Below are 25,114 nucleotides of genomic sequence, written 5' to 3'. Positions count from 1 at the left end.
AATATAAGACTACCGAATATTTAGACTATAGCATACAAGGTAGATTGGATGCGATAGATAAGACAATCTAGGAGAAATTCTCTATCGAAAAGTTTGAGCGACATGTTATGATAGAGTCAGATAAATGAAAGCGCATTCAACTTTGAAGTTATTGTGTGGATAAATCTTAAGGAGGAATGGGTTATGGAAATGGTTTTACAGCAAAAACAGGATTTGCATTTGCGTATGACGACAGAATTGCGACAAGCCATTGAGTTATTACAATTATCCACTTATGATTTAGAACAATATATAAGAGAACAAGAATTAGAAAATCCACTGATTGAGTTAAAAGAATCCGATAGAAATGAATCCTTTCAGGAAAGAATCTCTACTAAGAGTTCTGGAAATGGAGCAGAGCAACAGGATTGGGTAAAGCAGCAAGAAGAGAGTAAACGTGATCAACTGATCAAGCAAGTGAATGTGAGTTTCCCAGATAGTGAGACAAGACAATTGTTAAAGGCTATCATTCACAACTTGGATGATAATGGGTACTTGTCTACAGACATGCAATTTATGGACCCTTCTCGCATAGAATTGGGAATCGAGCTTTTACAACAAATCGGACCTCCGGGTATTGGCGCAAGGAATTTACAGGAATGTCTATTGCTGCAGGTTAGGAGAAGTGATACAAATCCCGAATTAGTCGAGACTTTTATTGGTGATCATCTAACGCTGATTGCGGAACGAAAGTGGGAGAAAATCGCGAAGAGTATGGGGATTTCCTTACTGCAGGTAAATGAATTGCATGACTATGTCCTAACATTGAATCCTCGGCCGTGTCCAGAACTTTCACTAGTGACTACCGAATTTATGATACCGGATATCGTTGTAGAAGAGACAGAAGGAAAGCTGTCATTCCATTTAAATGATCGAGGATTGCCGAAGATTGGTTTGCAACGAGAATACGTATCGTCTTTGCAAGGAAAATCGGAGCTCTCTTCATATTTAAGCGAATACCATAAAAAAGCACAATGGCTATTGTCGAGTATCGAGCAGCGACGTCATACGATTATTCGAATTGTAACGGAAATGCTGAAAAAACAGGAATCTTTTTTTAAGGAAGGTTTTGCGGCGTTGCAGCCGATGACGTTAAAAGACATAGCCGACAGCATCGAGATGCATGAATCTACAGTGAGTCGGGCAGTGTCAAATAAAGTAATGCAAACTCCGGTTGGTTCCTTCGAAATGCGTTCTTTATTCACTTCCAAATTATCCGGTCAAGACGGTGATAGTATCTCCCAATCGGCCGTCAAATCTTTGTTACAAGCTTTAATCGCAAAAGAAGACAAACGAAAACCGTTATCCGATCAAAAAATTGCGGATTACTTTATAAAAGAACGAGGAATTACGGTATCGAGAAGAACGATCAGTAAGTATCGAGAAGAACTGCAGATCCCTTCATCAAGCAAGCGGAAAGGGATTTTATGAAAAAGCCAATCACACCGGCCGTGATTGGCTTTCTTCTGTTGCTCTCAGTTGAGCACGTTTTTCTGTATGTATCACCAAGCGAATGCTTGCTTCATACAGGAGAATCATTGGAATGAGTACAATAAGCTGACTGATAAAATCAGGCGGGGTGATTAATGCAGAGAGAACGGCCAATACAACATATGACCACTTTCGTACTTTTTTCATCGTATCGCCTGTCAATAAACCGATTGCGGCAAGAAACATAGCGACCATTGGCAACTCGAATAACAACCCGATTGGCATGGTCGTCAGCAGCAAAAAGCGTACATATTCTTGTGCAGAAATTAAAATATCGAAATTCATTGCACCTAACGAGATTAGGAAGTTATAACTCAACGGATTGACAATGAAATAGCCAAAAGCTAAGCCAGCAGCAAATAAAATAAACATCACTGGCGAGTAAAGACTGAGGAATCGACTCTCCTTTTCGTTTAAACCAGGTCTCACAAATTGCCATAAAAAATTGCATAAGAATGGCAGTGCTAAACCGAGAGCCAGCGCTGCAGAGATTGTGGTATAAAAGGTGATGATCTCTAATGGTCCCAAGACGATAAGTTTGTGACCTCTCGTTACATAAGGAAACCACAAATTTATCGTACTGAAAGCTCCGATGAAGAAGACTAAAAAGACAGCAATACTTTTAACCAGCTGTTTTCTCAGATCCGTCAAATGCTCTACAAGTGTCGGCTCCATCGTAGAATCGTTGGTACTTGAATCTTTTGACCCGACAGATGCAACGTGTTCATTCGTTTGTTTTTCTTCTGTGGGTACTGTCATTTACTTCACCTGCTCTTGTACTTCAGTTTTCTGTGCTTCAGTTTTTGGTTGGTCATCATCGTCATCCATTATATCCTTTGCGGATTTTTTAAACTCTGCTAAAGTTTTTCCTACCGCAGAACCGACCTCGGGCAATTTACGTGGTCCAAATAAAATCAAAATGATAACTAAGATGATAATTAACCCCGGTACTCCAATGGCTGCTAAATTCATAGCATTTCCTCCTTTCTCTCCTTAAAAATCAAGTCCTTTTTATATAATAGCCAGTTTCCGACCGCCTAAAACAATTTCCTATGTATTTTTTTATGAAAGAATTGAAAAGGGGATATTTTTGACTAAATTTATGGACTTTCGGGCAAGCTACGGTCTATACGAGATGCATTGAGGAAGTGACAGGAAAATGGATGAAAATACAGAAAATCCGAATACCCCCGAGTACATGAAACGTCTAACCAAAAAACTAGAACCATCTGATGATATTGTACAAAATACCTTGACGATAGAAGGAAAGAAAGTTCATCTTCTGTTTTTGAAAAGTGTAGTCGACCCACTTCAACTGCAATCCGTCATTGTGAAACCATTTTTTGAAATGAAGGAAGAAAGACATTACGCGGAATATATCAATTCGCTGCCGTATAAAACCAAGTTACCGTCCGGTGATCGTGAAGTAATGATCGAACTGACAAAAGGTAATGTATTGGTCATGGTTAACAATCAACTGACCTTGCTGGAATTAAAAATTGTAGCAAATAATATGGTGCAAGAGGCGGATTTGGAACCGACTATGCATGGCCCTCAAATGGGGATGAGTGAAAGTTTGGAAATTAACATCAATATAATTCGGCAACGTTATCACGATCCATCCCTCATTGTAGAGACACTTGAATTGGATGAACAATCAAATCGAGGTATTGCCCTTCTTTACGATAAGGATAGAGTCAGACCGGGCGTGCTGGATAAGATCAAGGAACGACTCCAACCATTGGATGTTGAATTGGTTCAAGCTGCAGATGAGTTGATATATTATTTGAATAACAAAAAACGCAGCCTGTTCCCCACGAGCCTTCTTTCTGGACGCCCTGATCGATTGATTAACAATATAACGGCTGGAAAAGTCATCATTTTGGTTGATGGGAGTCCGCATGCTATTGTGACGCCGATTGTCTTTTTTGACTTTATGGCATCTATGGAAGATAGGTACCATTCTTATTGGATTATGGTGGGAGCTATGGTCTTGCGCTACGGCGGGCTTTTCACTTGTCTCATGCTGCCGGGAATTTATGTGGGGGTTACATCCTATAATCCGGACGTATTCAGAACAGAACTTGCTCTTACAGTAGCAGCAAGTCGGATAGGTGTTCCATATCCATCATTTATTGAAGTGTTTTTCATGTTGATTTTTATCGAACTACTCACGGAAGCCAGTTTACGTCTTCCTGTAACGATTAGTGCAACAGCCACAACGGTCGGTGGGTTAATTTTGGGAACCGCTGTTGTCGAGGCTGCTTTAGCATCCAATATTATCGTAATTGTCGTTTCCCTCGTTGCCATATCTACATTCGTAATTCCGGTCAATGAGATGAGTTACGCTATTAGGATCTGCCGATTTTTCCTATTACTTTATGCGACATTGTTCGGGTTGGCGGGACTTGTTTTAGGAATGTTGGGGCTTATTATGTTTTTGTCGAACAAAGACAGTTTAGGACAGCCTTACCTACGCATGTATTGGTGGAATCGTGAAAAGGAATTAAAGGCGGGTAAGAGATGAGTCGATTCGTCTATTTTCTAATTACAACTAATATGATAGCGAATATAGCAGCCTCTTTGCCAAGGATTCTTCTAAGCGGAAGTAATAATGGGGCAATTACTTCCATGGCGTTGGCTTTGATTTTCGGAGTGTTTGCCACTTGGTCAGTGATTCGATTACTAAGTTCATTTCCTGGAAAAACACTTCCAGAATTAATGGAAACATATTTATCGAAATGGTTATTTGTTCCGTTGCTTCTTTTCTTTGCAATCAATTGGTATGTTAGTGGGTTGGCAACGTTGATTACGTATTCGGATATATTGCTCCGATACCTAACACCTGAAATGCCTATTTATTCAATTGTCGGCACCTTCATTCTGTTTATTACATTTGGTTTAGTGATGAAAGGTCGAAGTGTCTTGTACACATTAGAAATCATTCTTGTATTACTTGTCCCCATAATTTTATATTTCTTATTAAAAGTATATTTAGATCGACAATTGGACTGGGATAATGTTGGAGTAGCGATTATGAATGTAAACAGCTTCCCCAATTATACCCTATTTACGGCCTCTTCCTATATATTCTTGGGTTTTTTTGACATGCTATATTTTAATAAATATATAAAGAAGAAAATGAAATTTGGTATTAAAGAGGGACTGATTGTCGGAGGGATGGGCTTCTTCGTTTTATTTACAACCTATTTTATCCCAATTGGCTTTATTGGTTTTGATGGAATTGAAGATATTCTCTATCCATGGATTGTAACCACGGATTCAATTCGAATGAAATTTGGAGTAGTCGAACGTATTATTTTTATATTCCTTTTGATTTTCCTTGCCATTGCGTTCTTAAACATTATGATTCATTGGCATGTGTCGTTAAAATTTTTTCAAGGCGCTTTAGGAATCGATAAATTAGAAAAAAGAAAAAAAAGGACGATAGCGAACAGTATTCTCATCATCGCTTTTTGGACGGTAAGTATAGTTGTCGCTGTTAAAATAACAGAATATGGTTTGTTTAAGTATATCAACTATTTTTACGGTACATTACCATTCCTTTTTATATTGCTTATGGGGACGTTGATGTTGGTGAAACGGAGGGCAAACTCTTGAAATATAGACGATCTTCTGTTAAAGACATACTTTTGACCTTCCTCCTGATAGGAACAGTTATTCTTCAATCTGGCTGTGCCTTTAAAGATATTGATAAACGGTTCTTTGTCTCTGCAATTGGAGTGGATCCTGCGGAAAATATAGAGAATGGCTATAAAGTTACGTTGAAAATTGCGTTGCCCTACGGTGCCATTAAGGAGTCAACACAGCCGAGCTATGCGTATCTTTCCCAAGAGGGGGAAACAATAGGAGAGTCAATTAGAATGTTAGAAACACATGTTGATAAAGTATTAGAACTTGGACATATGAAGGTAATTGTCATCAACGAAGAACTTCTTTCGGGCTCCCTTCGACCATTTATGGATTTCTTTACCAGAAGGGGGGATGTTCAGTTGATTGCCTACGTTGCGGCGGCGCGACCATCCGCTGAGAAGGTATTGAAAACAGAGACAAAAACGGAAGCACCTGCTTCTGTCTCTTTATTTAACTATTTTGGGGATACCGGAACGGAAAGTCCTTTCATTATCACCACTTACTTATTTCAATTGAGACGAGATTATTACATGGAAGGAATAAGTCCTGTCTTGCCAGTTATTACGACAAATGGAGATCATGAAGAACTTATTGTCAATAAAAGTCTGGTTATTGGAGACGAAAATGAGTCCGCTTCGCTTGATGACATCGAAACAAAGTATTACAATTCTCTCTTCAAAGATGCTAATGGTTTCTCTTATAAGACGGAGCAAGGTAAGATGAGGCTGCTTTTGAATTTTGACAGAATTAAAATGAAGTACAAAATTATCACGAAAAATGGAGTGCCAGAGGCGATTGACATGAAGGTGACAATGGCAGGAGAAATAGGTGAGTCTAGACAAAGGCTGTCCTTATCTAAATTGGATAAGTACGACAAAATGGCAGAAGAGGAAATTAAAAAGAAAATACTTCATCTCTTGAAGGATATGCAGGAAAAGAAATTGGATCCTTTCGGTTTCGGCTTGCGTTACCGGGCGACGAGACTGCAGAAGGATGGCCTTTATGAGACGTGGAAAGAAGCCTATCCTGAATTGGAGTTTAGAGTGAGTGTGGATGTGAAGTTGATGAGTATGGGAACGAATCAATGATACGAAGAAGGACATTGATTCGAGAGTTTTTTCGAGATGCACTTCAAAAGTTAGAGCAGCAATTTAACTTTTGGAGTGCTTTATTATGACTAAAATAGCAATGAAATTAAGCCGTAAGTGTCTATAGAAAAGGAACGACTTGGTCATAGCACATTGACTGGAAAAGATGGTGTGGAGGCAGAAGTACAGGAAGGAAATCTGGCGAACGCATGCCCTCTAAATTAGAGAAGAATACTCTTCAGGAGCTAAAAGAACAATACAATAAAGAGGGGGATAACGGAAAGACTCTCTCTCGTGGCATCCCAGTTTGTATTTAATATTCAGCTCGGTAAACACGCTTATGGAGGTGTTCTTAAAGGTAAGTGAAGCGACACTACACGTAAGAATCGCTCAATAAACGTAGAGTATTTAAACGTTCAGATGATTTCTTATGGATAAAGTCTTCGGGCTATCGAGACCAGAGATGTATTATGGGAAATGATTAACAAATTGAAGAAATAGAAACGAGATATTAAGATCACCTTTCGTTGTCTTAACGAAAACAGCAATTGGCTGGCATGAGTTCGGTCCGATACCGTCCTCATACCAGCCAATTGACTGCTGTATTAGCGCTAACAATAAGATGGCACATATTTTCTGGATATCGACTAATCATTCATTAATTAGCTTCCAGATCGATTAGAGAGGGCCTATTGGAAAGCCTCCTCTAGTTATTTTCGGTTATTGCGTCGTTCTCTGTTTTGCTCATCATCTTGTCGTTGACGTTTTTGGTCGAAGTTAAACTCTTCACCAAACTCCATGTTTTCTGCTTGATCCTGTCTCTCACGCTGGTTCTGCTGATCTTGACGTTGGTCTTGACGCTGACGATCGTTTTTTCGGTTATCCATTAAAAAACACATCCTTTAAAGTTGTTAGATGATGACATCTACACCTATAGATTGAGCAGAATTACGCTTTATATGAGTGGAAAAAAATTCATCTTAATGGGTCGGCCAGAGAATAAAAAAACTCCGTCTTGCACGAATGCAGTACGGAGTTTTAGCTAGCTCATGACATATGAAGAGGTGGCGGGATAATCCAGCCTTTTGATTTGTTTAGGTTCAATAATTTTGCGCCGAACGCCACTTTTTCCAAATGAAACTTCGCGAATAGCGCGGCGATGTCTTCACGCAAGCATTGACCCATTGCCATACTACATGAAACAAGCCCTTGACCTACGTTAATGGAGACGGCCGCACTGATTTCAGGATCCATAAACCGAGCTCCAGCTGGAATTTCCTCTGGATTTGATTTTGGTCTTTCTGGCAACGCGGGGGGAGGCGTAATACCGTTTGCTTTTAGCACTTTGCCGAATTCTTTATTCTCAGCTTTCATCGTCTTAATCGCTTCCTCCAACAGTGCGATTAAGTCTGCGTCCTCGGCATGATTGACAAATGCTTCATACCCACTAATCAACCCATTATTTGAGCCCATAAACGACCAAACAGCAATTACTTCACCATAATGCATTGGCTCATCTTTCGGATTACCGTCTAAAATACCCAAAAAATCACTCCTTAATATCATGATAATGTTCAGGTATAGTTTTTGCGTAAATCATTTTTTTATGCATACAGTTTTTAGAAGTTTTAAAAACAAGACGGAACTCTCAGTTTAAGATGAATGAAAGCGGGAAGATTACTTAGGAATTAACAAATTGGAGGCGATTGGATGAATTCTCAATATGAAGACGTATTGCGTGTACTGGAAGACTGTGTGAAGGCTTGTAATCAATGCTTTGATGCGTGTTTAAAAGAAGAAGACGTTAAAATGATGGCGAATTGCATTCGATTGGATCGGGAATGTGCGGATAGTTGTTCGTATGCAATACAAGCGATTACTCGCGAAAGCCCATTTACTGCGCAAATTCTCAAGTTGTGTGCAGACATTTGTGAAAAATGTGCGGAAGAATGCGCAAAACACGACCATGATCATTGTCAGAAGTGTGCAGAAGCTTGCCGTAAATGTGCACAGGCATGTCGAAGTGCCGCGTAATTAGGTCAAGTTAAAGAGTTTTTTTGAATCAAGTATACAAAAAACACCTTTCACATCATGTGAAAGGTGTTTTCGTTCGTTATAAAAGCCGTCTTTGCCGTAATTTAGTCATAGAAAGTTTTAAACCACCACTCCTCGAATCTGGTCTTTCCCATTTCAACAATTAGTGAGAAGTGGTACGAATGCTGTTATAAAGCAGTTCGTTTCAGTTCGATTGTTATCATTTATCGTGAGCTATTATGCTTTAGTGAGAATTTTAACCCCAATTTAACCCCAGTTACTTTTTCAAAAAGATGCTTTCCATTTTTTCGGCAGCTGCTCGATCCGCTGACTTAAATGCATGACCGTATGTGTTCATTGTAACAGATATATCGGAGTGCCCCAACCGTTCTGATATAATTTTCGCGTGGATGCCTTGAGCGATCAGGAGGCTGGCAGATGTATGGCGCAGATCATGCAAACGGATGTAGCGGAAATTATGTTTCTGTAGCATCTTAGCCCATCGATTAGAAGGGCTGGAAGGATACATATGTTCACCATTAAATTGGCAAAACACCCAATCATATTCTGTCTCTATCCACCGTTCTCCAGAATCTTCCCGAGTATTTTTATGGTGTTTTTGATAAGTTCTTAGTTCTTCCATCATGCTGAGTGGCAATGTAACTGTACGCTTTGATGACCTAGTTTTTGTCCTCTTAATGTGAGGACCACCTTTGGTAAGCACAATTGTCGTGTGTATAGTGATTTGATTATTGTCAAAGTCAATATCATTCCACTGCAAGCCTAATAGTTCACCTCTACGCATACCCGCGGCCAGAGCCAGTGTAAACATTGCTCGCCAATGGGGCAATTCGTTTTGTATGATTTCCATAAGCTGTGCAATTTCATCTTCGTCATACACTTGCAGATCCTGATATTCTTCTTCTGTATCTTTAGCTTTCGGCTTCTCAACACCATCCATCGGATTCTGACTCAAAACTTTCCACTTAACAGCATATTTAAAAATGCTTTTTAGCGTTCGATATACATCTCGTTTGGAATGAAAGGACAACTCACCATCTTGTCCATCCTTGCGTTGTAATCCATCTAACAGTTTCATTAGGATAAACTCGTTGATCTGTGACATCTCCATATGACCTATTTCAGGTAATATATGAAGATCCAGTTTCCTGACATGATTGCCGTGCGTCGTCTTAGCGAGCTTGGAAGCGTACTTCTTATCCCATTCTTTTATAAAGGTTGAAAAGGTCATGGCTTCAGGACGTACATAGTTACCAGAAAGTACTTCTGCTTTAAATTTCAAATACTCGTGATCCAAATGCTCTTGTAACTGTTTGGGTGTATATTTGCCTTCGACAGTATAAGTCATTCTTTCTTTAGGATATCGCCCTTTTGCATCTTTAGGCAGATACACAGTAAAGCGGTACGAATTCTCACCACGTTGTTCAATATTAGCCAAGCTTCTCACCCTCCTTCATAGTGTGGTCTAGCAAAAATATGTTTTTTTGATAGTATCTTTTCAATCGCTCTTCCGCGAATGAAAATTCTACGTTGAATGTTTCAGCAATTAATGCAGCTGCAAATCGTTGATCGGATGGTAGCTGTATGCTTCTGAGCATGAATGTGGGTACACAAAAATGGTACATAAAATTATTTGCTTGCCATTCTTGTAATTTTCTAAAAGATGAAGGCATAGATTTTTGATTCCCAGCATGACGCAATCCGTGACAGAGTTCATGACCAAAATCTTGCCATCGCTGTTGTCTACTTAGGTTAGGATTCAGGAAGATGTAATAAATATCACCGTCCCATAAACCCCTGCTCCGTACCTCCAATAAGTGCAAGTACACACCTAACATATCAGCTATATAAAATTTGTTTAGATGTATAGGTTTGAAAACCCCGATTTCTTTTAATAAACTTTCTATAAAATCTTCCAGATGCGATTGTGTCATGAAATAACCCCTTTAGAATGTATGTTCTCGTTGAGCGTAAAAGAAAAGCCCGCAATAGGGCATCTTTATGCAGCATTACTACAAACTCATTTATCTTCGTTGCGTTTTCTCTGTTTTATAATCTCCCATATTTGCTGTAGTTCTTCTTGTTCTTGTTCATCACTAGCTTCAATGTCCTTAAAAAAATGTTCAAGTTTAGGATTATTGGAAAACGATTGGAATTCTTCATCAGCTGTCATGTGTGAGTTATCTGATCTTCCTAGTAAATAGTCTGTTGTCACCTCAAAATAATCAGCTAATCGTTGCAATGTATCAGTGTCAGGAAAACGATTACCACTTTCATATCCAGAAACTGAAACGTTTGTTACATTAATTTTTTCCGCAAGTTGTTTTTGCGTTAATTTTTTTGTTGTCCTGAGTTTTTTTAATCGTGGACCTAACATCTAATCACTCCTTAGTTAAATTATAATTTAACAAAACGTTAAATTGAACTGAAAAAGGTGATAATCAACACAATTTAACTAAATAGAAAATAATTCAATTAAAACTGTTGACTTTAACAGTGAGTTAAACTAATATGTATTTAACACCAAGTTAAAAGAGGTGAGTGAAATGAAACTTGAAAACCTGCAGATTGTTAGGAAGAAAAACGGCCTTTCATATCAAGATATGGCTTCTAAGCTTGGAGTTAGTTTTCAATCTTATTGGATGATTGAGAATGGCAAAAGAGGCCTTTCATATGAAACGGCAATAAAAATTGCAGAAATTCTTGGAACAACTCCTGATAAAATTTTTTTAAGTGAGGATTTAACTGTTTGTTAATAAAAAGGAATTGGATAGGAGGTGAGAGGAATGGAGAAAATCACACTTACAGTTAAAGAAGTAGCAGCATTGATAGGTGTAGGAAAGACAACCGTCTATACGATGGTTCGCCAGGGAGAAATTCCACACAAGAAAGCACGGGGATGTATTCTATTTCATCGTGGCACGATCGAAAGGTGGCTTTCTGGTGGGGAAGAAAGTGAATCAAAAATTGGATAGGAGATGCATTGTATGATTCGTCAACAAGTTTGTCCAGAAAAAAAGCGGCTTATAAGGCTGATGAACAAAGAAATGAAGATAATTGCCAACAGTCCGTCTAGTGAAGTGATGCAGTTCCGTCTCGGGCTGCTGGCGAAGTTCGCTGGGGAATTAAAAGTGGTGAATGACAGAATACATTGGCAATCTTGCCAGGCAAGGAGAGGAGCGTAGCGAGGAAATACAGAATTATCTTTTACTTACCTTCATTAATTATATTACTAGATTCATATGAAGAATGTTGGTCCGTTTCGGAACATGTTCGAAATCGGAACATTTCAGGGGAGTGAGTTGCTATGGACATTGGGTATTTGCGCGAAACTAGAAAGAAAGCGGATTTAACACAGGAAGAAATGGCCCCGCTTATGCAAGCTTCAAGGCCGACCATTTCTAAGCTTGAAAACGGAGAAAGAGCGCTGAAAGCAGATGACCTTATAAGGTGGCTACAAGTAACTAGTGCTCAAATGTCGAAAAATACAACTGCTCTGGAAGCAGGCATTGCATTTGTTAACGGCGTAGACATTGTGGTGTTAGCGGATATGCTGACAAAGTTTGTAGGAGGATTTATTAAATTTCTATAGGAGGCAGTCATGAAGAAAGAAAAACAGTCGGAGAAATTAAGAAAAGAATTAGCGAAATTCGTGGAAAAGATGCAGCTAGAAGGCATCGATATTATGACAATAAAAAAGCCGATCGACGTTGGCGCGTCAATCAGCTGTGCTAAAGAAATATGATATTTGATTAAATACATTATAACACAAAGACGGAGCTTTGGCTCCTGTCGAGTAGTCCAGGATCTGCCGAAATTTTCCCCCAAAATTAATGGTAAATACCACTCTAGTTTCTGGGCTACTCGATGGGATTCAACCATCTACTAAAAATAAGGAGAGATGCAAAATGGAAAAGATCAATGATTTGATCGCATTGGCTCAACAAATTGACTCGGTTATGGATGATTCCGGAGGAACAGTGTATTCGTTGGACATTAGCCAAACGAATGGAAGATGTAGGTTTCTTATTGAGCCTGTCGAGTTTCTTGCACAGTTTGAACACGCAGATATGGTAAAGCGGCATAATGCCGAAACCCCTGTTGTATTAGAAACAGAAATCGAAGGTGTCGTATTCAGGGCATATGTACACAGTAATGAAATCGAGTTACTGCGCGGACGAGTGTCTGATCGATGGTTGGATGACACAAAGAAAATCATTAATGCTTCTGAAGGAATTTATCGGATTGAATCAGTAAATAAAAAAAGCCCACTCGCATTGGCCTGCGAATGAGCGATTGAATAAATATAAAACAAATGTTCTCCTGTAATTATCGTAGATTACAGGAGATATGTCAAGGGGAAGGAGACAATCCCATGCAGCAACTACAAGAAATAAATTATCAAGATGCACGAGTACTAACGACTAAGCAACTGTCCGCAGCGTTTGACACTACTGACAAGACAGTCACGCGTAACTTCCAGCGCAATAATGAGCGCTATGAAATCGGTAAGCATTATTTCGCACTAACAGGGGAAGATTTGAAGCAATTTAAAGCTACCCGACAAGATGACGCGACCCTTAAGTTTGTTTCCACATTGTACCTCTGGACTGAACACGGCGCATGGTTACACGCCAAGTCGCTGAACAATGATCGCGCTTGGGAAGCGTACCGAATGTTGATCGATAACTATTACAGCCTCGCCAAGAGACATTCAGTTTTGAGGGGTCCCGACAATACGGAGCATGCCTTACCTGATCAAGTAATCTATCAAATAGAAAGTAGGTTGGATGCTTTGGAGGAACAGATAAAGCAAGTAACCCTACCAGCAAGGGAACAGATACGACTGCGTAACGCTGTAGGAGAAAGAGTGTATCAACTGTCGCACAAAGAGCCTGGCGCACGTCCGGTATTATTTCGGGCGTTGCACCGATCCATCCGTGAGCGCTATCACGTGGGGTCTTATCGTGATGTTAAAAGGCATCAGCTATTAGACGCATTGAATTTTGTGGCTAATTGGGGAGGTGAAGCGATTGAAACGAGGTCGAAAGCCAACAGTGGCTGAATGCAACTATATTAAATCTTTTAATCTCATTCCTTCAAATTGGTTGATTAGCAAGAAGATGAAAGATCGATGGGTGATTGTTCACAGGGAGTCCGGAAAACCAAAAGTACTACCAGCGCCATAGGAGGGCTAGCCATGAATCCGAATTTACTAATCAGCGAACCCCCTCTGCAAGTACTGCCTTCATTGGCAATGCAAGTGGGGCTGAATGAAGCTATTTTATTACAACAATTACACTTCCGGTCACTGATTTCCAACAAGGAGAAAGATGGTCATAAGTGGGTCGTCAGGACCTACCCGGACTGGAAGGAAAAAGAGTTCCCCTTTTGGTCAGTTGACACTATCAAAAGAGCCATGAGGAAGCTAGAAAAAGAGGGTTACGTGATATCGACTTCCACCCATAACAAAATGAAAATGGACAAGAGTAAATGGTATAGGGTTAATTATTCCAAATGCTATTCACCGACAGGGCAAAACGCCCCCTCGAATGGGGCAGAATGCACCGATGGAGAAGGGCAAGATGCATCGTGTGATCAGGGCAAAATGCACCTAGCAATAACTAAAGAGATTAAGAGTACTAAGAAATATAAAGTCGAGAATGATCTCGACACTGTTTCTGAAATTATCAATTACTTGAATGGACAAGCAGGAAAGTCGTTCAAAGAAACGTCGAAGACTTCCAGAAGATTTATCAATGCCCGACTTTCTGAGGGATATACGGTAGATCAATTCAAAGCGGTGATCGATGTGAAAGTTAAGCAATGGTCGAATGACGCTTACTGGAACGCCTACCTGCGTCCGTCCACCTTGTTCAGTCCTAAGAACTTTGAAAATTACTTAAACGAAAATCAACAATCAAATAAACAGACAGTTAGAGCGGATCAGCCTAGAGCGCCACAGCTAGACTTTGGAAAGGGAGAAGAGCAATGGGAATCGAATTAGCAGAAAAAAGTATTTTGGGAACGATGTTGAAAGAAAATTATTTAATTTTGGATAGCGGGATACAAGAGGACTTCTTCTCTAAACAAATGCACAAAAGCATTTTCAACTGCATGCGTCGTTTAGCTACACAAAACCGTCCGGTCGATTATATAACGATTCTGACGATGGCCGAACCATCCGAATTGGGAGGCGCCAACTATCTTTCAGAGTTAAACAACTTCGCGAATTCCACACGATTCGATGAGTACAGGGAAATTTTGATCACCGGATGGAAAGAAAGCGAGAAAAACCGATTGCTGCAACAGGCTCAAACAGAAAAATGGGACATCGCAGAAATCCAGAAATCCTTTGACGATCTGCAAGCTGAGAACACACCACAGGATGACGCTTCAATCCAATCCGATTTAGTGGAGCTGTTCGAATTGCCGTTTCATCCACTCGAAGTGGATCCCGGAACAACGACAGGACTGGATGATTTGGACAAGCTGTTGAACGGTTTCCAAGACGGAGAAATGACCATTATCGGCGCCCGACCTTCGATGGGTAAAACGGACACGCTGAATCATTTGGCGTTACACGCCGGATGGGCTGGACATCTGCCGATTATATTTTCTCTAGAAATGAATCGTAAATCCATGATCACTCGATTAATCGCAGTCTCCGGGGGATATAACCGTTTAAGAATGCGTAATCCTTATGAGTATTTTGACACGAAACAAAAAGATAGTTGGAGCAGATCCCTTGGTTATTTAGGGAATGCAGACGTCCAAATCGACGACCGGAGCGGATTGTCGGTAGCTCAGATTAAAGCAAGAGCTCGGCAGATCATTAAATCTAACGCGGATAAAAAACCGATTATCTATATCGATTATTTGCAGCTGATCAGACCGGATAATCCGCGCGAAGATCAGACGCAAAAAATTGGCCAAATCAGTTATGACCTAAAAGGGATGGCGAAAGAATTTGGTTGTCCGGTTGTGGTTTTATCGCAGTTATCCAGAGGGGTAGAAAAGCGGGATGAAAAGCGCCCGATTATGAGCGACTTAAGAGACTCAGGCAACATTGAGCAAGATGCAGACGTGATCGCCTTTCTTTACCGCGAAGATTACTACGACAAGGAAACAGAAAATCAAAACCTACTTGAAATCATTGTCGCAAAGCATCGAAATGGACCTACTGGGACTGCAACTGTTTCTTACGTCAAAGACACAGGTAAACTTTACAACATTGATTGGTCGCGGGGAAGTGGATCGGCATGATTACAGTCAAAGATATCTTTGATTATGCCGTGGAGCTCGATCTGTCCAGACTAGCACACAGCGTATACTGGGCGATTAGTAATAAATTGGTACAACCTAATGATGATAGTGAAAAGTTGAAGATGCTGCAGTATGAGGACGAAGTCATAAATCAACTGATTGAAAGCAACATGCTTGGCATTGGCAGAATTAAATTGTTTGTAATTGAGACACAACGGAAAGATTGGTTCGCCTTTCATTTGGCAGAAAATGCACTAGACGCAAATCGGTTACATTCCAATCTTTTTCGAGATCAAGGGGGAAGAATCACAAGGGCGGATCGCTTAATGATTCCAATCATGGCTTTTGCCGAAACTGGAAAAGAAAAAAACTTATACGAACTGAAGAAAAGCATTGTCCAATATCCGGCATATGTAGGACATGCCAAAGCAAACGAACACGTGCTGTACAGAATGGGGGTGTGATTATGCCGGAGGAAGAACGCGGTGCTTTGATTACAGCCATCCACTTGAAAAAGAATTATGGTTTGTCTTATTTAGAGGATTTGTGCGACAAAGAACTTGTGAATTTGTACGATCAATTATTTGCAGTGTAAAAAATAAAGAGGTGAAAATTATGGAAAACAATATTGAATTAAATAAATTTATCGGGGGAGCTGTTCAAGAGAAGTTTAATGTCGAACTGCAGCGCGTGCTAGATAATATCGCTGACCCAAATACGGATTTTAAAAAAGCTCGGAAGGTTACATTGACTGTCTCGCTAAAACCAAATGAAAAAAGAAATCTGGCAGACATCAAGGTTGAAACTAAATCAACAATCGCGCCACCGGAGCCAATCGGAACAGAGATACTTATTGGCATGAGCAATGATGGAAAAGTAGTAGGAAAAGAGCTCATGAGCGGAGTGGAAGGCCAGTCGTATTTTGATGACAAAGGCGATGTCAGGGATGATGTTGGTGAAAAAATAGAAGAAGAACCAAAATCGAAAGCTTCCGACAAAAAAGTCGTTAACTTTAAATAAAAAAAGAAAGTGGTAATGGAAATGTTAAAAGAATTTGCACAGTATTTGCTAGAACTGAAACGACCAGAAACAGTAGAAGCGGAGGGACGCACGTACTCGACTAAGCAACTACACAGATTAAATGTGGAAAGGGATGTGAGGACGATCACTATCCAGAGCCTTTCTGGAATAGTCGACTATATCAAATCCAATTTTGATCACGAACGCCCCATCATGATTCAAGTTGCCTCCCCGACAGAAGTTAATGTGTACGATGCACTTAACGATGAAAATGATCGCCGAAATTATATTCAGGCAAAGGCATTGCTGCCGGATATCACGTTTGAAAAATTCATGAGTCGTGAAGCATTTAATATTATGGTTCAGGCATGTTTTGTGGGTAGTGATACGAAAACGACTGTGTTAAAAGTAATTAGTTCAATCGTTGAAGAAAACTCACTTGCTCAAAGCGACGATGGCGTTACGCAGCATGTAACAGTGAATCAAGGTGTTGCAACAAGGGGATTGGACACTATTCCAAATCCAGTATCACTGAAGCCGTACCGTTCATTTGTCGAAATCAATCAGCCAGAATCGGATTTCATTCTGAGACTTCGGGAAGGCGGTAACGTTGCGCTTTTTGAAGCAGATGGTGGAGCGTGGGAATTAAATGCTATGCATAATATTAAAGCTTATTTTGAGCTAGAACTTGCTGAATTGGTTAAAGAAAAGAAAGTGGTTATTATAGCGTAATAAGAAACGATAGACCTTGAGTTAAAGTACACAAAGCGGCATATTGCTATGCCGCTTTACTTTCAGCAGATGATAAAAACTGTTTGAAAAGAAAGGGGAATTTCAGGGAATAATTTCACAAACTGATTCTATTGGATTGTATGTAGCGCACTATTATTAGTAGCTTCAGCGATGGGCTACTTACTCCATCAGGAAATTACAGAAAAGGAGGACTGTTGCTTGTGAATCAGTTATCATTTGATGATCTTCTTGATGCGGAGTGCGAGTTAATTTATTGTCAATTGAGCTCAGGGTTCCATTGGTTGCGTATCACTAGCGGTCACACTCCTTCTGCCGTTGCTGATCGAATCCACTTTACGTTGCATGGATATGATTATCTTTATGAGACGACAGAGGGGAAGGAAGAAACAATTGGTTTGTTTGATGGACCAGTAAAAATAGTCGACTGGAATGAAGGTTTGGCTTATGGGTGATGAAGAGTACTTTATATGGAGTGGTGAATGAATGTTGAAAATGCTAAAACAGAAGTTTTGTAAGCATAAGCTTTCTCTTCAATTGCAGATAAAAGGCGAAAGAATGAAGAAAGAAATTTATACATGCAGCAAATGCGGGAAAATAAAACGCTATATTTTAATTTATAGTTGACGGAAAATACGACATAAGAAAGGGCGGAAAAAATGAAAAAGATAAAGTTTGAATTGCAAATTTACTGTACGGTTGGTTGGGACGATGATGAAGATATTGCGACACTCGAAGTTGATCACTTTGAACAAATATTGGAGGTAGTATCTATACTTGATGATTTCGAAAGAAGTCGCGGCTCTAATCGTAGTCAAGAGGTTTTACAGGCGTACAACAATATAAAAGAAGACATGAAATCAAACAGCGGTGAAGAAATAATGATGCTAGGCGGAGTAGTTGGCATCCAGTGTTCTTACGAGGACAGTATGGGTATTCGTGCGGAGATGGCACTCAGCGATAACTTTGGAATAGATGGTTCTGTAACAGTGAACAGTTCAGAACACGAGAATGAGTACAAAAGGTTACTTGCCGATGCTAAAAAACTAGCGACAAGCATTGTAAAACTGTGACGTATTCCGAAGATGAAGCACATTAAAAAAACAGACCGCAAAGCGCGGTCTACACTCACCATTTGGTGTGACTACAGTTTTAGCGAGTGGGGCTGTAAATAAACATAGTAAATTTTGGATGAAAAATGCGAAATATAAAAACCGGCATGATAGTTGGAACCTACAGAGTTTTCGATAATTCTTGCGGTACTAATTTCTATGTCAATGCTTTAAAGTTTTAAAAGCTTCCGCAAATTTTCTCGCAAAAGAAAGTGGCGGCTCAACAGATTGAGCATGAACATATAGAATAGTTGGATTGGTAAAAATCCAATGATTATGAATTGCGCTCACGATTAATCCGTTTTTTGCGAGGGTATCAACAAACAGAGGCAATTCTTCTTGAAGGACTACTACTTCTGCAAGGTTTAGTGCATTTCCTTGAGCATCAAGTGACTCAAATGTTATTCCTGCTGGAAGCGCACTTTTACTTACGCGACCTTGGATAGTTAAGTGAAAGTTACGTCCTATATTTACAGAGCAGACTCCTTGCTCAAATTTAGGGTTGCCATTCACGATCCCAGCAAATTGATGACAAAGGCTCATATATTCCAATAAGAAAACCTCTATTCTTTTTAGTATTTAAAACGTTGCATACACAGAATGGAGATACTTCGCTCATTTGTGAAGCTTATATTTAAAGAATCTGCTTTTTCAGAGTTGATAAAGTTAACATTTATTAATTTTAGTAATTTGATAATTTAACTGATCTATTTGTTTTTTTAATATAACAATTTCTTTTTTTAGCTGTTTTTTTGCATGTGCATATTCTGGATGATCCAATACAGTATTTGGTGTTGGAGTCAAAATACTTTCGGCTAACTTAGAAAGGGCAGAACAAAATACTGTAAGTTTTCCTAAAAGTACGTCTGGGGTATCAACTATCATATCAATTTGCGGATTATTGTCATTAACCATTTTCTTAAACCTCCATCATTTAGCATTAATCATGATTTAAAAAGTATAAAAACCAAACCGCATGATTTTGTTCATCGGCTGACGCTTGTGTGAAAGCATTTTTAACGGCCTGGTTATCTGTTTTTCTAGCTACGTCATGGTAAAAGTCTACCGTTTCCTGTTCATCTATGAAGGCAGCGGCTACCCCATCTTTAAAATCTGAAGGACATTGTTTGATTATCTGGGGAGTAGGCTCCTGTCCTGTTAACGAAATATAAAGATACCAAAAAGTTTCATAGTGCCTGATTTCATCATTTCTAATTTCAAGAATACGATCTTTTATTTCAGAATCCGGCGCCTGATTTGCCAAGAGTTCATAACATGAAATTGTAGTGTACTCAGAATTGATTGCTTTCAAAATATCATTTAAAATGTCTGACTCCACAGAAGTTATAGTATTTTGATTCAATTTCGTGTCACTCCTTTTTTATTACTGTATGACTAAACCTAAATAAAGGAACCTTGTCTTATCGAAAGTGAAGACCAATGAACATCCCCAAGAAATTACGTATTCATACAACCTGCACAGTATAGGGTTCAAGTTTAGTAGAGTCATTTATGAATAAAAACCTTGGTACCAAGCGGAACCCTAGATGACAAATCTAGAACATCGTGATTAAACATTCTAATACATCCATGTGATACGTTCTTACCGATAGAAGCTGGATTATTAGTTCCATGTATACCGTAATGAGGTTTCGATAAACCCATCCAAAATATTCCGAATGGACCACCGGGATTATATTGCTTATTGATAATCGTATATATCCCAGATGGGGTTGGTGACAATATTTTCCCTACAGCAATTGGATAAGATTTTATCAGCCTGTCTCCATCAAAGAGTTTTAAACGATGGTTTGATGTTGACACGTCAATCCGTCTCGCCATGAAGGGCCAACTCCTTTTTTAGTTAATGTATGGAGTAACTAAGGCGTTTGCTAAAAAAAGAGGAATTGTTTCAAAAGATAAAGAGATAATAAGGCCGCTTAAAGCGGCTCAGACTCACCATTTAGTGTAGATGAAGTGTTTGCGATTGCGGCTATAAATAAACTTTGTAAATTATGGACAACAGGAGAGGAACATGAGCAAAAATCCAATTTATTAAATTAGCTACATGCGGGAGCTGCTGCTAGGAGTATTGCAAGGTATACATGCACAAATTAGCGAGTGAAAAACCCAAAAAGATACAGGCATTTATTTGATGAACCGATTAATACTAACAACAAATAACTGTTGGTTAGAGGTGAGATTTTGAAAAAAGCGACTTTTCCTTTATTAATCATTATGCTGCTATTTTGGGGAATTAAAAGTACGTATGCCGAAAAGGGAAGACAGTATTATGAGGAAGCAGGACAAATCCTTTGGGAAATCAATACGGAAGAGAAGGTGATTGCTTTAACTTTTGATGATGGTCCTCATCGGAAGTATACGGCAGAAATATTAGATGTTTTGAAAAATCATAATGCAAATGCGACCTTCTTTGTGGTTGGGGCAAATGCTGAAAAGAACCCAGATCTATTGATTCGTATGTATAACGAGGGGCACGAAATAGCTAATCATACATTCACGCACAATCGAAATATGAGATCATCTGAGTTGATAATGGAGATAAGGAAAACTCACGAGACAATTCAAGCGATCACTGGACATCAAACTACTTTATTTCGACCTGTCGAAGGATTATACACCGATGAACTAGTGGAAGCAGTGACTAAAGAGGGCTATAAATTAGTCATGTGGTCTTGGCACCTAGATACTTTAGATTGGAAAAATCCAGGCGTTAAGAAAATCGTGAATTTTGTATTGGATGGTGCGAAAGAGGGGAATGTCGTACTTTTTCATGATGGGGGAGGTAATCGTCAACAAACAGTGGAAGCGTTAAAAACAATTCTACCGGAACTTAAAAAGGAAGGTTATAAGTTTGTGTCCATTTCCGAGCTCATGAAAATACAAGGCGCTGAACATCAAGAAAAACAAATTAGTAATGATAAGTAAAAATGAGAAAAGACAGAGATCTCTCCCCGTCCTTGGCAGGATTATTATAACACATCGAGGAGGGGTCCTGGTGGAGAAAACAGCAATAGTTGATTTGCGCAAGAATGGCACATACATCGTAAAAGATGGCAGGCTCATTGAGATCCCAATACCACAAGCAGGGTACGGGAAACAGGTCATAAACTGGCAGGGCGGCAAACCGTGTACTGGAACATCTGAGCAGATACTTAAATTTTAATAGGCTTATCGGAACAACCGAGGGCATTGAACGAGCATAACGCTTGTTTGATGTCCTCTTTTTTATTTGGAAGGGGCGAAGGGGATGAGAACATTGCAAGAACAACTAACTGAAAAAGGGCTTGCACAGCCTATCAAACAAGCGGAAGTAAAAAACGATACTAGCTTTAGGAAGAACAGAGAAGAGAAATTAACGGATAAAGAATGGCGCGAATTGATGGGCATGAATCGAGATAGGTATAAGCGTGTAGGTGGAGCTTTCAGAAGAAGATAACGGAGGGGATATTGATGCAATTACAGTTCAACTTACCAGAAATTGATCGAGACAGAACAAAGGAAGCAGTCGAGCAGGCATTGGAAACATACCGTTTATATTCCTTGCAAGTGAGTTTGGACCGCTTACCATCTATTACAGCCTGTTATTCATTTACGCCACCGTCTCCAAGACTTCCGTCATCATCGACAGAACAAGCTGCTATAGCCAATATCGATTACGAGCAAGCTAGACTCAAATATATAAATTGGATAGCGAATGCTGTAAACCGTCTGAGCAAAACAGAACGCATAATTATTCATAAGAGATATTTACAAGAAACAGAAATGTTTGATTATCAGATTTATGCAGAATTGAATATGTCTGAAAGAAATTATTATAGGCTGAAAGCTCGTTTGTTTTATAAATTAGCATTTGCACTCAAGATAGAAGTCTTCAAGGAGGCGGTTGGCCGATGAACTTTGTAAACCCTATACGGGATCATGACCGTATCGAAGCCATGAAGAAATTCCTCAAAGACAAGTCAGAGAGAAATTATATTTTATTTATGGTGGGGATTAATAGTGGATTGAGAATTTCCGACATATTGCCTTTACGTGTGAGAGACGTGAATAAGCGTCAATACTTCGTAATCACTGAACAGAAGACAGGTAAGCGGAAACACGTCCAGATGACACCTATGCTTAGACGTGAGCTGAAGAAGTATGTAGATGGCAAAGAAGAAGATGAGTATCTGTTCGCCAGTCGGGAAGGTGTCAATAAACCAATTGGACGCAGCATGGCCTACAAGATGTTAAGAGAGGCTGCAGAATATGTTGGACTTGACGGTATTGGCACACATACATTGCGAAAGACATTCGGCTATCATTTTTACCAGAAGTATAAAGACGTAGTGATGCTCATGGAGATCTTCAACCATACAGAAGAAAAGACGACGCTTCGATATATAGGCGTCACACAAGATGCATTAGACCAAGCGATGGAAAGGTTTGAAGGATTATGAATGATAAAACGTTTAGAAAGAGGCGTCCGATTGGATGCCTTTTTTATTTGCCTAAAAATAGATGAATTAAGTTGAATGATTATCAGAAGAAGACTGCCTATCAATTACCTTTAAATAGTGATTGTGTAACTCGAATTAGAGAATATGGATTAGAGCAATAGGGGCAAGGCTTATAGCGTTTGCTTGAATTACACACACTCCTGATTAAAGGTAACCGAAAGAGAGAAAATAATTGTGGCAGACAACTGGCAGACTTACGGCAGAGCATTAGGAATTCAGGGTGTTATTGTTTAATGTGAGGTGGTTTGGTTAGCCGCTTCTGACTCAAACCATCCATATTAACCAAAACGCTACGGAAATAGCGGACAACATGTTGTGTTCTTTCTATGCATTTAATGTTGATATAGAGGATTTAAAGAAAGCTAAAATAGCATGGAATCATTGCAAAAATAGGAGAACGCTCAATGTATAAAAAGATTGAGCGTAGTATTTTGATCTTAAAAAGGAATTATTTAACCTGTATTCACTTAAGACAATAATGGAATTTCTATTACTCTTCTTTTTTTAGATTCAAGAAATTACTAATTACCTTTACATATTCTTTTTTTGGATATTTCTTATATAAATCGCTGGATAATCGAATCGGGTCGCCAAAAAAGTATCGCTCATACTGGGTTTGTCTTGTTCCAAATGAACTCATCGTTAGATCCCAAGCTAAACGAAATATTTTTACTCGTTCTTCTGCGGTCTTAGTAGCTCCTTGAAGATAAAAATCTAAGTCATTTCTAATAATAGAATGAAATGCTTTCTCGGTTGGTAATGTAATCATTCCACTAGCTCCGATTAGCTGGATAATTTCAGTGAAACGAGGATAGATTTTAGGAAAGATGTTACCAGCAACTTGAAGTGGGAAAATTTCTGGACGCATATATCCCCATTCATCTAATTTTGCGTTATTTTCCGATTTTTCTAACAATGCTTTCATCGTTTCTAGACCAATGATGATTTCTGACATCTTTTCTTGGATATGGTGATACTTGCTTATATTAATCGTTTCGATAAGTAGCTCAGCAACACCTAAGACGAACTCTGTTTTTACAATTTGTCTTGTCAATACTTGGTGCTTAGTAAAGGGATGGAAAGAGCTTTGAATTGGGAATTCTTCGGCTACTTCTGCATTGTTGTAATAAAATACCCTATTCCAAGGGACTAATACATTGTCAAAGACAACGATAGAATCCATTTCTTCGAACCGCGAGCTTAATGGATAATTAAAAGAAGATTGTCCGCCGCTGAATGTTTCCCTACAAATAAACTTTAATCCTTTTGTGTTAGAAGGGATTGAAAAGGCAAAAGCTTCATCTTCATTAAATAGAAATCTACCTACGCTAAATACTAATACTTCATCTGTTAAACCACCTTGCGTAGCAAGGAGACGTGCACCTTTAATGATGATTCCTTTTTCATTTTTATCAATAACTTTTGCGGCGATTGGCTCATCCGTTTTTTCAATGTAGATATAAGAACGATTCACTTGAGGAGAAATAAAGGTATGTGTAAACGACAGGTCCTTTTCCCTAGCAAATTCATAAAATGCTTGCAGATTTTTCGGAAAACATTTGTCCTTATTATTTAAAAAGGATACTGAAGAGGCAAAGCTCATTAAAACTGTGTTCAAGTAATCTGGGCTTCTTCCCATGATACCCCCTGAATACCTAGCCCAATGTTCAATCATCTTTCTTCTTCTAATTAAGTCCTCTTTCGTTTTTGGTTGCAAATAGGAAAGACCAATATGCTCTCCTGATGCTGGAGAAATAAAAGTCATCTCATCTTTTATTTTTGGATCATGTTGCAAATCATAAAGTTCGGCTTTGGTCTGGATAAGACCTTTGAAGACAGGGTGCTCAGATAACAACCCCTCAATTTTTTCACCGTCGTACCAAATTTCATTATTTAGATGATTTAATCGGTTAATGTAATCTTTTCCGTTAATAACCCCCATGTTCCACTCCCCCAATTTTAATTGATATTTAAATACAATTATTCGTTTATAGCTGTTTTAACAAGTTATATAGAATAATTTTATTACTAAAATTATTCTATGTAACTTGAGCATGCTAATATTCTTTCTTTAACTAGCGCAGCATGATAGTTGAACAATAAGGAAATATCGAAA

Annotated in this window: 38 protein-coding genes; 26 read left to right on the top strand and 12 right to left on the bottom strand. The window is 39.1% G+C overall.

Features of this window, described 5'->3' with window-relative positions; genetic code table 11:
- The first annotated feature begins 183 nt into the window (after positions 1–183).
- On the top strand, positions 184–1,470 hold the full coding sequence (gene rpoN / locus MKY93_RS17155; protein ID WP_245799543.1) for an RNA polymerase factor sigma-54: 1,287 nt from the start codon (positions 184–186) through the stop codon (positions 1,468–1,470).
- A gap of 9 nt (positions 1,471–1,479) precedes the next feature.
- Here the strand turns inward: rpoN and tatC are convergent, their stop codons facing one another.
- Together tatC and tatA are read right to left on the bottom strand one after the other, a co-directional pair.
- Positions 1,480–2,289, bottom strand: coding sequence for a twin-arginine translocase subunit TatC (gene tatC / locus MKY93_RS17150; RefSeq protein ID WP_078818563.1), 810 nt, complete (start codon positions 2,287–2,289; stop codon positions 1,480–1,482).
- Positions 2,290–2,502, bottom strand: a complete 213-nt coding sequence (tatA, locus tag MKY93_RS17145) for a twin-arginine translocase TatA/TatE family subunit (protein WP_078818562.1) — start codon at positions 2,500–2,502, stop codon at positions 2,290–2,292.
- A gap of 187 nt (positions 2,503–2,689) precedes the next feature.
- Between tatA and MKY93_RS17140 the strand changes: the two genes are divergently transcribed.
- Genes MKY93_RS17140 through MKY93_RS17130 form a run of 3 tightly spaced genes read left to right on the top strand, consistent with a single transcriptional unit; the run spans position 2,690 to position 6,272 of the window.
- The gene (locus tag MKY93_RS17140) at positions 2,690–4,057 is read left to right on the top strand and encodes a spore germination protein (protein ID WP_009498679.1); all 1,368 of its coding nucleotides are present in this window, start codon (positions 2,690–2,692) and stop codon (positions 4,055–4,057) included.
- Entirely contained in the window at positions 4,054–5,151 is a 1,098-nt protein-coding gene (locus MKY93_RS17135) for a GerAB/ArcD/ProY family transporter (protein ID WP_340760476.1), read from the top strand. The genes MKY93_RS17140 and MKY93_RS17135 overlap by 4 nt, the downstream gene beginning before the upstream one ends.
- Positions 5,148–6,272, top strand: coding sequence for a Ger(x)C family spore germination protein (locus MKY93_RS17130; RefSeq protein WP_221837557.1), 1,125 nt, complete (start codon positions 5,148–5,150; stop codon positions 6,270–6,272). The genes MKY93_RS17135 and MKY93_RS17130 overlap by 4 nt, the downstream gene beginning before the upstream one ends.
- Positions 6,273–6,982: 710 nt before the next feature.
- Here the strand turns inward: MKY93_RS17130 and MKY93_RS17125 are convergent.
- Together MKY93_RS17125 and MKY93_RS17120 are read right to left on the bottom strand one after the other, a co-directional pair.
- Complete coding sequence (locus MKY93_RS17125) at positions 6,983–7,159, bottom strand: hypothetical protein (protein ID WP_009498674.1); 177 nt, start codon at positions 7,157–7,159, stop codon at positions 6,983–6,985.
- A 160-nt stretch (positions 7,160–7,319) separates the two neighbouring features.
- Positions 7,320–7,817, bottom strand: a complete 498-nt coding sequence (locus tag MKY93_RS17120) for a DUF3231 family protein (RefSeq protein ID WP_078818559.1) — start codon at positions 7,815–7,817, stop codon at positions 7,320–7,322.
- Between the two features lie 165 nt (positions 7,818–7,982).
- Between MKY93_RS17120 and MKY93_RS17115 the strand changes: the two genes are divergently transcribed.
- Positions 7,983–8,306 (top strand): four-helix bundle copper-binding protein, encoded by a 324-nt coding sequence (locus MKY93_RS17115; protein ID WP_009498670.1) that lies wholly within the window; start codon positions 7,983–7,985, stop codon positions 8,304–8,306.
- A gap of 277 nt (positions 8,307–8,583) precedes the next feature.
- Here MKY93_RS17115 and MKY93_RS17110 read toward each other — a convergent pair whose 3' ends face one another.
- The 3 genes from MKY93_RS17110 to MKY93_RS17100 form a co-directional block, all read right to left on the bottom strand.
- The gene (locus MKY93_RS17110) at positions 8,584–9,765 is read right to left on the bottom strand and encodes a tyrosine-type recombinase/integrase (protein WP_078818558.1); all 1,182 of its coding nucleotides are present in this window, start codon (positions 9,763–9,765) and stop codon (positions 8,584–8,586) included.
- Positions 9,758–10,261, bottom strand: coding sequence for an ImmA/IrrE family metallo-endopeptidase (locus MKY93_RS17105; protein WP_340760469.1), 504 nt, complete (start codon positions 10,259–10,261; stop codon positions 9,758–9,760). The genes MKY93_RS17110 and MKY93_RS17105 overlap by 8 nt, the downstream gene beginning before the upstream one ends.
- An 86-nt stretch (positions 10,262–10,347) precedes the next feature.
- Positions 10,348–10,704 (bottom strand): helix-turn-helix domain-containing protein, encoded by a 357-nt coding sequence (locus MKY93_RS17100; protein WP_078818556.1) that lies wholly within the window; start codon positions 10,702–10,704, stop codon positions 10,348–10,350.
- Positions 10,705–10,873: 169 nt separating this feature from the next.
- Between MKY93_RS17100 and MKY93_RS17095 the strand changes: the two genes are divergently transcribed.
- From MKY93_RS17095 to MKY93_RS17025, 16 genes are all read left to right on the top strand, one after another.
- Positions 10,874–11,083 carry a helix-turn-helix transcriptional regulator gene (locus MKY93_RS17095; RefSeq protein ID WP_078818555.1) on the top strand — a complete coding sequence of 70 codons (210 nt, stop codon included), beginning with the start codon at positions 10,874–10,876 and terminating at the stop codon, positions 11,081–11,083.
- 30 nt (positions 11,084–11,113) lie between these two features.
- On the top strand, positions 11,114–11,302 hold the full coding sequence (locus tag MKY93_RS17090) for a helix-turn-helix domain-containing protein (protein WP_078818554.1): 189 nt from the start codon (positions 11,114–11,116) through the stop codon (positions 11,300–11,302).
- A gap of 12 nt (positions 11,303–11,314) precedes the next feature.
- A complete protein-coding gene (locus MKY93_RS17085) occupies positions 11,315–11,512 on the top strand; it encodes a hypothetical protein (RefSeq protein WP_078818553.1) in 198 nt (65 codons plus the stop codon).
- A gap of 122 nt (positions 11,513–11,634) precedes the next feature.
- Positions 11,635–11,919, top strand: a complete 285-nt coding sequence (locus MKY93_RS17080; protein ID WP_078818552.1) for a helix-turn-helix domain-containing protein — start codon at positions 11,635–11,637, stop codon at positions 11,917–11,919.
- Positions 11,920–11,928: 9 nt separating this feature from the next.
- Positions 11,929–12,072, top strand: coding sequence for a hypothetical protein (locus MKY93_RS17075; protein WP_176132606.1), 144 nt, complete (start codon positions 11,929–11,931; stop codon positions 12,070–12,072).
- 163 nt (positions 12,073–12,235) lie between these two features.
- Positions 12,236–12,619: a hypothetical protein gene (locus MKY93_RS17070; protein ID WP_340760462.1), complete on the top strand. Its 384-nt coding sequence runs from the start codon at positions 12,236–12,238 to the stop codon at positions 12,617–12,619.
- 83 nt (positions 12,620–12,702) lie between these two features.
- The gene (locus MKY93_RS17065) at positions 12,703–13,392 is read left to right on the top strand and encodes an ORF6N domain-containing protein (RefSeq protein WP_340760460.1); all 690 of its coding nucleotides are present in this window, start codon (positions 12,703–12,705) and stop codon (positions 13,390–13,392) included.
- Entirely contained in the window at positions 13,352–13,516 is a 165-nt protein-coding gene (locus tag MKY93_RS20465; RefSeq protein WP_445683498.1) for a DUF6906 family protein, read from the top strand. The genes MKY93_RS17065 and MKY93_RS20465 overlap by 41 nt, the downstream gene beginning before the upstream one ends.
- Before the next feature lie 11 nt (positions 13,517–13,527).
- Positions 13,528–14,334, top strand: a complete 807-nt coding sequence (locus MKY93_RS17060; RefSeq protein WP_340760458.1) for a conserved phage C-terminal domain-containing protein — start codon at positions 13,528–13,530, stop codon at positions 14,332–14,334.
- Entirely contained in the window at positions 14,319–15,593 is a 1,275-nt protein-coding gene (locus tag MKY93_RS17055; RefSeq protein ID WP_340760456.1) for a replicative DNA helicase, read from the top strand. The genes MKY93_RS17060 and MKY93_RS17055 overlap by 16 nt, the downstream gene beginning before the upstream one ends.
- Positions 15,590–16,057: a hypothetical protein gene (locus MKY93_RS17050; RefSeq protein WP_340760454.1), complete on the top strand. Its 468-nt coding sequence runs from the start codon at positions 15,590–15,592 to the stop codon at positions 16,055–16,057. Before MKY93_RS17055 ends, MKY93_RS17050 begins: the two co-directional genes overlap by 4 nt.
- Positions 16,058–16,059: 2 nt before the next feature.
- Positions 16,060–16,188 carry a hypothetical protein gene (locus MKY93_RS17045; protein ID WP_281250681.1) on the top strand — a complete coding sequence of 43 codons (129 nt, stop codon included), beginning with the start codon at positions 16,060–16,062 and terminating at the stop codon, positions 16,186–16,188.
- Between the two features lie 20 nt (positions 16,189–16,208).
- Positions 16,209–16,613 carry a replication terminator protein gene (locus MKY93_RS17040; protein WP_340760451.1) on the top strand — a complete coding sequence of 135 codons (405 nt, stop codon included), beginning with the start codon at positions 16,209–16,211 and terminating at the stop codon, positions 16,611–16,613.
- Positions 16,614–16,634: 21 nt separating this feature from the next.
- Positions 16,635–17,345, top strand: a complete 711-nt coding sequence (locus tag MKY93_RS17035; protein ID WP_340760449.1) for a hypothetical protein — start codon at positions 16,635–16,637, stop codon at positions 17,343–17,345.
- 221 nt (positions 17,346–17,566) lie between these two features.
- Positions 17,567–17,818: a hypothetical protein gene (locus MKY93_RS17030; protein ID WP_340760446.1), complete on the top strand. Its 252-nt coding sequence runs from the start codon at positions 17,567–17,569 to the stop codon at positions 17,816–17,818.
- 204 nt (positions 17,819–18,022) lie between these two features.
- Entirely contained in the window at positions 18,023–18,436 is a 414-nt protein-coding gene (locus MKY93_RS17025; RefSeq protein ID WP_340760444.1) for a hypothetical protein, read from the top strand.
- 201 nt (positions 18,437–18,637) lie between these two features.
- Here MKY93_RS17025 and MKY93_RS17020 read toward each other — a convergent pair whose 3' ends face one another.
- From MKY93_RS17020 to MKY93_RS17005, 4 genes are all read right to left on the bottom strand, one after another.
- A complete protein-coding gene (locus tag MKY93_RS17020) occupies positions 18,638–19,018 on the bottom strand; it encodes a DUF1259 domain-containing protein (RefSeq protein WP_340760944.1) in 381 nt (126 codons plus the stop codon).
- A gap of 123 nt (positions 19,019–19,141) precedes the next feature.
- Entirely contained in the window at positions 19,142–19,390 is a 249-nt protein-coding gene (locus MKY93_RS17015) for a hypothetical protein (protein WP_340760442.1), read from the bottom strand.
- 25 nt (positions 19,391–19,415) lie between these two features.
- Positions 19,416–19,838 (bottom strand): ferritin-like domain-containing protein, encoded by a 423-nt coding sequence (locus MKY93_RS17010; RefSeq protein ID WP_340760440.1) that lies wholly within the window; start codon positions 19,836–19,838, stop codon positions 19,416–19,418.
- A gap of 143 nt (positions 19,839–19,981) precedes the next feature.
- The gene (locus MKY93_RS17005) at positions 19,982–20,317 is read right to left on the bottom strand and encodes a L,D-transpeptidase (protein ID WP_340760438.1); all 336 of its coding nucleotides are present in this window, start codon (positions 20,315–20,317) and stop codon (positions 19,982–19,984) included.
- A gap of 396 nt (positions 20,318–20,713) precedes the next feature.
- Here MKY93_RS17005 and MKY93_RS17000 point away from each other — a divergent pair, with 396 nt between their 5' ends.
- The 5 genes from MKY93_RS17000 (at position 20,714) to MKY93_RS16980 (ending at position 22,938) form a co-directional block, all read left to right on the top strand.
- Positions 20,714–21,424: a polysaccharide deacetylase family protein gene (locus MKY93_RS17000; RefSeq protein WP_340760437.1), complete on the top strand. Its 711-nt coding sequence runs from the start codon at positions 20,714–20,716 to the stop codon at positions 21,422–21,424.
- A gap of 70 nt (positions 21,425–21,494) precedes the next feature.
- Complete coding sequence (locus tag MKY93_RS16995) at positions 21,495–21,662, top strand: DUF3954 domain-containing protein (protein ID WP_340760435.1); 168 nt, start codon at positions 21,495–21,497, stop codon at positions 21,660–21,662.
- An 84-nt stretch (positions 21,663–21,746) separates the two neighbouring features.
- Positions 21,747–21,935 carry a hypothetical protein gene (locus MKY93_RS16990; protein ID WP_340760433.1) on the top strand — a complete coding sequence of 63 codons (189 nt, stop codon included), beginning with the start codon at positions 21,747–21,749 and terminating at the stop codon, positions 21,933–21,935.
- A gap of 14 nt (positions 21,936–21,949) precedes the next feature.
- Positions 21,950–22,393 (top strand): ArpU family phage packaging/lysis transcriptional regulator, encoded by a 444-nt coding sequence (locus tag MKY93_RS16985; RefSeq protein ID WP_340760431.1) that lies wholly within the window; start codon positions 21,950–21,952, stop codon positions 22,391–22,393.
- Positions 22,390–22,938 (top strand): site-specific integrase, encoded by a 549-nt coding sequence (locus MKY93_RS16980; RefSeq protein WP_078818537.1) that lies wholly within the window; start codon positions 22,390–22,392, stop codon positions 22,936–22,938. The genes MKY93_RS16985 and MKY93_RS16980 overlap by 4 nt, the downstream gene beginning before the upstream one ends.
- 550 nt (positions 22,939–23,488) lie before the next feature.
- Here the strand turns inward: MKY93_RS16980 and hpaB are convergent.
- Complete coding sequence (gene hpaB / locus MKY93_RS16975; protein ID WP_340760429.1) at positions 23,489–24,940, bottom strand: 4-hydroxyphenylacetate 3-monooxygenase, oxygenase component; 1,452 nt, start codon at positions 24,938–24,940, stop codon at positions 23,489–23,491.
- Between the last annotated feature and the right edge of the window lie 174 nt (positions 24,941–25,114).

Origin of the sequence: Sporosarcina sp. FSL W7-1283 (genome assembly GCF_038003105.1) — a bacterium.
Lineage (GTDB): Bacteria > Bacillota > Bacilli > Bacillales_A > Planococcaceae > Sporosarcina > Sporosarcina newyorkensis.
Note: the sequence above shows the minus strand (reverse complement) of the source record. Positions and strands in the feature narration are given on the sequence as shown.

What these genes read in the sequence shown, in the direction of transcription:
- rpoN (WP_245799543.1), top strand. Translation starts at nt 184, where the DNA reads ATGGAAATGGTTTTACAGCAAAAACAGGATTTGCATTTGCGTATGACG.
- tatC (WP_078818563.1), bottom strand. Translation starts at nt 2,289, where the DNA reads ATGACAGTACCCACAGAAGAAAAACAAACGAATGAACACGTTGCATCT.
- tatA (WP_078818562.1), bottom strand. Translation starts at nt 2,502, where the DNA reads ATGAATTTAGCAGCCATTGGAGTACCGGGGTTAATTATCATCTTAGTT.
- MKY93_RS17140 (WP_009498679.1), top strand. Translation starts at nt 2,690, where the DNA reads ATGGATGAAAATACAGAAAATCCGAATACCCCCGAGTACATGAAACGT.
- MKY93_RS17135 (WP_340760476.1), top strand. Translation starts at nt 4,054, where the DNA reads ATGAGTCGATTCGTCTATTTTCTAATTACAACTAATATGATAGCGAAT.
- MKY93_RS17125 (WP_009498674.1), bottom strand. Translation starts at nt 7,159, where the DNA reads ATGGATAACCGAAAAAACGATCGTCAGCGTCAAGACCAACGTCAAGAT.
- MKY93_RS17115 (WP_009498670.1), top strand. Translation starts at nt 7,983, where the DNA reads ATGAATTCTCAATATGAAGACGTATTGCGTGTACTGGAAGACTGTGTG.
- MKY93_RS17105 (WP_340760469.1), bottom strand. Translation starts at nt 10,261, where the DNA reads ATGACACAATCGCATCTGGAAGATTTTATAGAAAGTTTATTAAAAGAA.
- MKY93_RS17100 (WP_078818556.1), bottom strand. Translation starts at nt 10,704, where the DNA reads ATGTTAGGTCCACGATTAAAAAAACTCAGGACAACAAAAAAATTAACG.
- MKY93_RS17095 (WP_078818555.1), top strand. Translation starts at nt 10,874, where the DNA reads ATGAAACTTGAAAACCTGCAGATTGTTAGGAAGAAAAACGGCCTTTCA.
- MKY93_RS17090 (WP_078818554.1), top strand. Translation starts at nt 11,114, where the DNA reads ATGGAGAAAATCACACTTACAGTTAAAGAAGTAGCAGCATTGATAGGT.
- MKY93_RS17085 (WP_078818553.1), top strand. Translation starts at nt 11,315, where the DNA reads ATGATTCGTCAACAAGTTTGTCCAGAAAAAAAGCGGCTTATAAGGCTG.
- MKY93_RS17080 (WP_078818552.1), top strand. Translation starts at nt 11,635, where the DNA reads ATGGACATTGGGTATTTGCGCGAAACTAGAAAGAAAGCGGATTTAACA.
- MKY93_RS17075 (WP_176132606.1), top strand. Translation starts at nt 11,929, where the DNA reads ATGAAGAAAGAAAAACAGTCGGAGAAATTAAGAAAAGAATTAGCGAAA.
- MKY93_RS17070 (WP_340760462.1), top strand. Translation starts at nt 12,236, where the DNA reads ATGGAAAAGATCAATGATTTGATCGCATTGGCTCAACAAATTGACTCG.
- MKY93_RS17065 (WP_340760460.1), top strand. Translation starts at nt 12,703, where the DNA reads ATGCAGCAACTACAAGAAATAAATTATCAAGATGCACGAGTACTAACG.
- MKY93_RS17060 (WP_340760458.1), top strand. Translation starts at nt 13,528, where the DNA reads ATGAATCCGAATTTACTAATCAGCGAACCCCCTCTGCAAGTACTGCCT.
- MKY93_RS17055 (WP_340760456.1), top strand. Translation starts at nt 14,319, where the DNA reads ATGGGAATCGAATTAGCAGAAAAAAGTATTTTGGGAACGATGTTGAAA.
- MKY93_RS17050 (WP_340760454.1), top strand. Translation starts at nt 15,590, where the DNA reads ATGATTACAGTCAAAGATATCTTTGATTATGCCGTGGAGCTCGATCTG.
- MKY93_RS17045 (WP_281250681.1), top strand. Translation starts at nt 16,060, where the DNA reads ATGCCGGAGGAAGAACGCGGTGCTTTGATTACAGCCATCCACTTGAAA.
- MKY93_RS17040 (WP_340760451.1), top strand. Translation starts at nt 16,209, where the DNA reads ATGGAAAACAATATTGAATTAAATAAATTTATCGGGGGAGCTGTTCAA.
- MKY93_RS17035 (WP_340760449.1), top strand. Translation starts at nt 16,635, where the DNA reads ATGTTAAAAGAATTTGCACAGTATTTGCTAGAACTGAAACGACCAGAA.
- MKY93_RS17025 (WP_340760444.1), top strand. Translation starts at nt 18,023, where the DNA reads ATGAAAAAGATAAAGTTTGAATTGCAAATTTACTGTACGGTTGGTTGG.
- MKY93_RS17020 (WP_340760944.1), bottom strand. Translation starts at nt 19,018, where the DNA reads ATGAGCCTTTGTCATCAATTTGCTGGGATCGTGAATGGCAACCCTAAA.
- MKY93_RS17015 (WP_340760442.1), bottom strand. Translation starts at nt 19,390, where the DNA reads ATGGTTAATGACAATAATCCGCAAATTGATATGATAGTTGATACCCCA.
- MKY93_RS17005 (WP_340760438.1), bottom strand. Translation starts at nt 20,317, where the DNA reads ATGGCGAGACGGATTGACGTGTCAACATCAAACCATCGTTTAAAACTC.
- MKY93_RS17000 (WP_340760437.1), top strand. Translation starts at nt 20,714, where the DNA reads ATGCTGCTATTTTGGGGAATTAAAAGTACGTATGCCGAAAAGGGAAGA.
- MKY93_RS16990 (WP_340760433.1), top strand. Translation starts at nt 21,747, where the DNA reads ATGAGAACATTGCAAGAACAACTAACTGAAAAAGGGCTTGCACAGCCT.
- MKY93_RS16985 (WP_340760431.1), top strand. Translation starts at nt 21,950, where the DNA reads ATGCAATTACAGTTCAACTTACCAGAAATTGATCGAGACAGAACAAAG.
- MKY93_RS16980 (WP_078818537.1), top strand. Translation starts at nt 22,390, where the DNA reads ATGAACTTTGTAAACCCTATACGGGATCATGACCGTATCGAAGCCATG.
- hpaB (WP_340760429.1), bottom strand. Translation starts at nt 24,940, where the DNA reads ATGGGGGTTATTAACGGAAAAGATTACATTAACCGATTAAATCATCTA.